Here is a 5151-nt window from a genome sequence, read left to right as displayed (position 1 = left end):
CACCGCGCTCGCGCAGCCGCCCCCAATCCGTTGTCCCCACTGCCGCAGAACCCTCTCCGCTAAAAATCTGCCAAAGTAGTGCTAGGCCGTAGACTCATTAGCGCGCAGCCACAGCCGCATTGAGGCGAGCTGGACCATGGCGAGGAAGTTGGCGGCAAGCTTGTCGTAGCGGGTTGCGATGCGGCGGAAGGCTTGAGCTTGGAGAAGAAGCGTTCGATCAGGTTGCGCTCTCGGTAAAGGCGCTTGCTGAAGCAGGGCTTCCAACGTCGGTTGCTCTTCGGCGGGATGTTGGGCGTGGCCCCCTGGTCCTGGATCAGCTCGCGGATGCGGTCTGCATCATAGGCCTTGTCGGCCAGCACAATGGTGCGCGGGCCGAGATGGGAGAGGAGCGTGTCGGCGATCTGCCCGTCATGCGCTTGGCCTGCCGTCAGGCCGACCCGGATCGGGAGGCCATGCCGTCGACGACGACCGTGGATTTTGGTCGTGAGCCCGCCGCGTGATACGTTCTGGGCGACGCTGTCTACTGGGCGGACAGCAGCCTTCGCGGATGCTGGAAGCTCGCGAGCAGCCCTATGTCTTGGCGGTTCGAGGCGCTCACTTCATGCGCCGTGGAGGGGATCGTCTGTTTGAGGAACCTCGCCCGAGGAACTGGCCGGCGAGTTCGAGCCCGACGACTGGGTCTGTCATGCGGCAGGTGAAGGCGCCAAAGGCCCTCGGCTCTACGACGGGGCACGCATCCGCCGCCCTTGGACGTCAAGGCGGCTTCGAGCATTGGCTTCTCGTCCGCCGCAAGCGATCGACATCCGGAGAAAAAGCCTACTACCTGGTCTTCGCCCCGCGGCCCGGTTCCTCCTTGGCCGAATTGGCGGCAGTGGCCGGCCTGTGCTGGGCGATCGAGGAGTGTTTTGAGGGCGCCAAGGATGATCTCGGACTTGATCATTGCGAGGCTCAGTCCTGGCACGGATGGCATCGCCATATGAGCCTGTGCATGGCCGCCCTGGCATTCCTCTCGAAGCTATCGGCTGATCTTCGCCGCAGCGCATGGAGCAAACCGAACGAAACGAGTCCAAAGGAGCCAATCGCCGCCTGATCCGGATGGCTGCGCTCGTCCCGAGCGTCCCCGAGATCCGCTATCTCCTCGCCCGGATCCTCATCTTCCCACCGACACAAAAGCCCTTCATCATCGCCTGGTCGTTATGGCGACGACGACATCAGGCTGCGGCCACCATCTGTCACTACAAACGGCATCGGCATCTGCAACTGTAGTACTAGATCGGCCATGCGTCTGGACCTACCCACCGGGGTGTACCGCAATTTTTTCAAATTGATTCAGAATAATTTGCTCCTCGTAAGCCACGATCGCAACATACCTGGGATCAAGTAAGTCAAAAATCTCTCTGAGTGCGTTGTCAGTGCAGTAGCAGTCATCGTTTCTGCTGGTGAGACGCAATAGATAAAGGAGAGTGTCATGGCAAATGTCCTTAAGAGTTTCGCCACGGCTTTGGCCAGTGGTGCACTGGTTTTATCTTTATCTTTCCCCTCCAGCGCAGCCGGCGTTGGCGTCGGTGCAGGCGTAGCAATTGGTGGGACCGGCGGCATCAAGGCTGGTCTCGGCGCTTCAATCGGCGGCAGTGGCGGCATCAACGCGGGGGCCGGCGCCTCGATTGGTGGTCGCAGTGGAGTCAATGCCGGTGTAGGCGCTAATATAGGCGGCAGTCGGGGCATTATCGCCGGAGCCGGCGCGAACATTGGCGGCAGGAGTGGCGTCACCGCCGGTGCTGGCGCAAACATAGGTGGCACTAGCGGCGTCACTGCTGGCGCGGGTGCTAACCTAGGCGGCACGAGTGGTGTCGCTGCTGGCGCCGGTGCGAATGTCGGTGGCGCGGGCGGCGCTACAGCGGGCGTAGGCGTCAATGTGGGGGGCACGGGTGGTGTCGGCGTGGGCGCCGGTGTCGGCGTTGGTGGCGGTACCGTTCCCGGCACTCCCGGAACGCCAGGGACACCTGGAACACCAGGGACGCCCAGCACTCCCGGCCTGCCGACCGTGGTCGCCCAGATGTCCAGCAGCCAACTGACGCGCATGAAAAAGCGCTGTGTCGACGTGCTCAGCAGCGAAGGGACGTATGACAGCGATCTGCGTCAGCTTTGCCTGCTGATCGCGCGCCGCTGAGGAGAGTGCTGCGTTAACGGGAGCGTCGAATCGGCCGTGCAGGCTTTGAGGCACTCTCCTGGCCTCGCGGCCGGGCCCGTCACTCGCAAGGTGGCGGGCTTCTCTGCATCAAGGTCGCTGCACTCTATCATCTGTGAGGTCAGCAATCATCGCCCGCCGCGCCGAAAGGTGCGGCGGGCTTTTTTGCGTTTACGGGCCGCGCATCGCTTGGCAAAGGAGCGCAACCAAGCGATCGAGCGCATGATGGGCGTCGAGCGCGAGCCGGGCAAGGCGGCATTCGCCTTGCTGGCGAAGCCCGGTACCGGAAAATATGTCGGTTCAGCCTTCATCAGCTTGGGGCGCGACAGGAAGGAACGGCTGTGGAAACGGGTCCAGGAACATGCCGGCGCGCCGTCGGAGGGTGTCAAGAAGCGACCGGCAACGCAGTGGGTTGAGCCTAGCGTGAAGCTGCGGATCAAGCACCTTCGTGGCGAGCACAAATATATACGCCATGCCTCGCTGCTGGGCTTTGGCGACGATCCGAAGCATCCGGGGAACTAAGGGTCCGCCTGCCAAATCCAGCAAGGCCGGCGGACCCTATCAGCGCATGAAGGGACTTTTTATGCGCAGATACTGACTTTGGGCTGGAGTGTCGTTTTTCAGCTGGCGACCATTCCTATCACCAAAAATGTAATGGAGACCGCGAACACCGGTGCAAGCAACCAGCGGGCTTGGTGGACACTATCTTCCATGGGCCGTTTCTCCTCCATGAGTTCGCAAGAACGGGACAAGGAATGTCGCGGTTCCGCGCGACACCTTGTTCAGACCATTACGTCTAGAGCTTCAGACTTAGGTCCGGCGGTCTAAGGACCTAAGGCCGGCCGAGGAACGTTCGTTGGTTGGCTCACGTTGTGTGAGCTTGGCGCGATGAAGATTGCGTCCCGGCAAATTCCAACAAGGAGACAGCTATGAGAATGCATCTTTCCACCGCAGCCGCGGGATTTTTGCTGCTGGCCGGCATTGGTGCCGCTGCTGCTCAGGACGTGATCATCGAACCTCAGCAGGAAACCGTCATCAAGGAATACGTGAAGAAGCAGCCGCTCGCATCGGTGAAAATCCCTGGAGTGGAGCTTAATATCGGCTCGCCCCTCCCAGACACCGTCGAGCTTCACGAGGTCCCGAACGTCAAATACCGTTACGTTGTGGTCGACGGCAGAACCGTCCTTGTCGATCCCGGCACACGCAAGATTGTCAAAGTCTACGACTAATCTGATCTTGGGAGCGCTGGCCCGGATGGCGACGGCAAAGCGTCAATAGACCGGGTCAGTCGCTCGACCGTCTCGATAATCGCCTTTGCCAACGCCTCGCCCTCGTGCGCCGGCAACGGGCCGTAGAGGCAGTTCACGGCTTCCTCGCTCGGCAGCACGCCAGCCGGGCAGGTCATCTCGATAGCCATGCGTACGAGCTGCAGGCCGGTTCTTCGCCGTAGATATAATTCTCGTCCATCGTCAGGATACTGGCGCTGCGGTGGCGATCGTCAAGGCGCATCATCGCGCGCGCGATGGCGAGCTGCGCCTCGACTTTGGCGTTTTCCTTCTGCGTCATGTTGTCGGCCGCGATCAGCCACCGAAGCGACCGCATGATCTCCCCGCGCGTCCAGCCGGCCTCTAGCATGCAATCGACGATCGCCTGAAAGCCCGGCTCCATAGCCTCCTGGCAATCGATCTCGCGGTCGGCATACTCGCCATTTCGTCTTGGCGGGCTGATCATTTCGAATTGCTCCTCAGAGATATGCTTCGCCGTCGGCGCGGTGTTCAAAACAGAACCAATGCGATGGCTGCCTCGGCTTCGCGAATCCCCATCCGGCATCCTTGCCGCAATCGGGATGCTCGCACCTATGATGCTGAACGCCCAGACGTGTGACGGGCTCTATTGCACCGGGAAGGCGGATCAGCTCGTCGCTCATGGGGATGCTTTCAAAGCAGCGACCCTTGTGCAGGTGCCGGCAGCGGAACTTTGATCTGTGTGGCCGGCTTCTCCACGATCACGAGAGCGTCGTCAGGCGCCGACCGCTGCAGCCATTTCGCTTCCGACCATGGCGCGGTCAGCCAGGTCTCGGCTTCCTCTCGCGTGGTCAGGATCACCGGCATCGCCTTCTCGTGGATCGGCTCGATTAACGCGTTTGGCTTTGTGGTCATGAAGGCATAAAGCTCATGATCGCCGGGGCCTTCCTTGACCTTGCGGACCCCTTGCCAGCGTGTCCACAGGCCCGCGAAGAAGAACAGCGGCCGGTCCTCGCTGAGGGCGAACCAGAAGTTCCGCTGTATGCCGCCTGTCTCCGGGTCCTTATCGCCTGGGGTAGGGCGGGGCTCGGCAAAGCTCGTCACCGGCACCACGCAGCGGTGCTCGATACCGACATACTGCTGCCAGTGGCCGTATTGAGGGTTGCGGATATTGGTCGTGCCGGAATCGGCATTGCCTTTGACGCGCTCCAAGGGCGTCGGCATTCCCCAACGCAGCTTGGCAAGCTCGCGCGTCCCGTCCTGAGCATTGCGGACGACCGGGCCGAACTGGTTGGGATAGATGTCGATCGACGGCTCAAGGTTGCCCAGGAGATCGCGCAAGGCTCCGGTCCATTGGCGGATCGCCTCTTGGCTGGTGGTGATGTTGTAGAGGTTACACATGTCGTCGCCTCAGTTACGCAGGGCCTGGGGAACGCTCAGCGGCGCGAGATCGAGAGTTCTCTTGTATTCGCCAGTCCGGCGCCAGACACCGCGTGCCTTGCCGTTTTCCCGATCACGCTTAGGATCGAACATGATGCCTCCGAAGTGGTCAAGGAACGCCTGTGCAGACGCCTGGTCGGCGAAGCAGTACAGCCGCCAGTTCTCATATGTCTGATCCGGCCATATCGCCTGCACCTGCCTTGTTATTGGGACCAGCCCTCGCTCTTCGCAGAAATCGCGGATCAGCGAGAAGCTGTGTCCCGTGCATAGATCATCGGG

At 61.3% G+C, this 5151-nt stretch carries 6 protein-coding genes and 3 pseudogenes; 5 read left to right on the top strand and 4 right to left on the bottom strand.

The annotated features are described in order from the left end of the window. Window positions 1-81: 81 nt before the first annotated feature. Window positions 82-500 (bottom strand): annotated as a pseudogene (locus NKH42_RS30895) (IS5 family transposase); the annotation flags it as partial. On the opposite strand from NKH42_RS30895, the pseudogene NKH42_RS30890 reads away from it, so the two are divergent. The 5 genes and pseudogenes from NKH42_RS30890 to NKH42_RS30875 form a co-directional block, all read left to right on the top strand. Continuing rightward, window positions 501-1090, top strand: a pseudogene (locus NKH42_RS30890) (IS701 family transposase); the annotation flags it as partial. Then, a complete protein-coding gene (locus NKH42_RS31365; protein ID WP_352691978.1) occupies window positions 1042-1266 on the top strand; it encodes a hypothetical protein in 225 nt (74 codons plus the stop codon). The pseudogene NKH42_RS30890 and the gene NKH42_RS31365, both read left to right, overlap by 49 nt. Before the next feature lie 202 nt (window positions 1267-1468). Beyond that, window positions 1469-2170: a hypothetical protein gene (locus NKH42_RS30885; protein ID WP_352509954.1), complete on the top strand. Its 702-nt coding sequence runs from the start codon at window positions 1469-1471 to the stop codon at window positions 2168-2170. A gap of 207 nt (window positions 2171-2377) precedes the next feature. After that, the gene (locus NKH42_RS30880; RefSeq protein WP_352509956.1) at window positions 2378-2710 is read left to right on the top strand and encodes a hypothetical protein; all 333 of its coding nucleotides are present in this window, start codon (window positions 2378-2380) and stop codon (window positions 2708-2710) included. Window positions 2711-3117: 407 nt separating this feature from the next. After that, a complete protein-coding gene (locus NKH42_RS30875) occupies window positions 3118-3417 on the top strand; it encodes a DUF1236 domain-containing protein (RefSeq protein WP_254816945.1) in 300 nt (99 codons plus the stop codon). Between the two features lie 172 nt (window positions 3418-3589). Here the strand turns inward: NKH42_RS30875 and NKH42_RS30870 are convergent, their stop codons facing one another. The 3 genes and pseudogenes from NKH42_RS30870 to NKH42_RS30860 all read right to left on the bottom strand — a co-directional run. Further along, complete coding sequence (locus tag NKH42_RS30870) at window positions 3590-3919, bottom strand: hypothetical protein (RefSeq protein WP_352509958.1); 330 nt, start codon at window positions 3917-3919, stop codon at window positions 3590-3592. A 206-nt stretch (window positions 3920-4125) separates the two neighbouring features. Beyond that, on the bottom strand, window positions 4126-4833 hold the full coding sequence (locus NKH42_RS30865; protein WP_352509959.1) for an SOS response-associated peptidase: 708 nt from the start codon (window positions 4831-4833) through the stop codon (window positions 4126-4128). A 9-nt stretch (window positions 4834-4842) separates the two neighbouring features. Next, a pseudogene (locus NKH42_RS30860) lies at window positions 4843-5151 on the bottom strand (hypothetical protein); the annotation flags it as partial.

This window comes from Mesorhizobium sp. M1142 (assembly GCF_040318565.1).
Classification (GTDB): Bacteria; Pseudomonadota; Alphaproteobacteria; order Rhizobiales; family Rhizobiaceae; genus Mesorhizobium.
The sequence above is the reverse complement of the archived record's forward strand: the minus strand, read 5'-3'. Positions and strand labels throughout refer to the sequence as shown.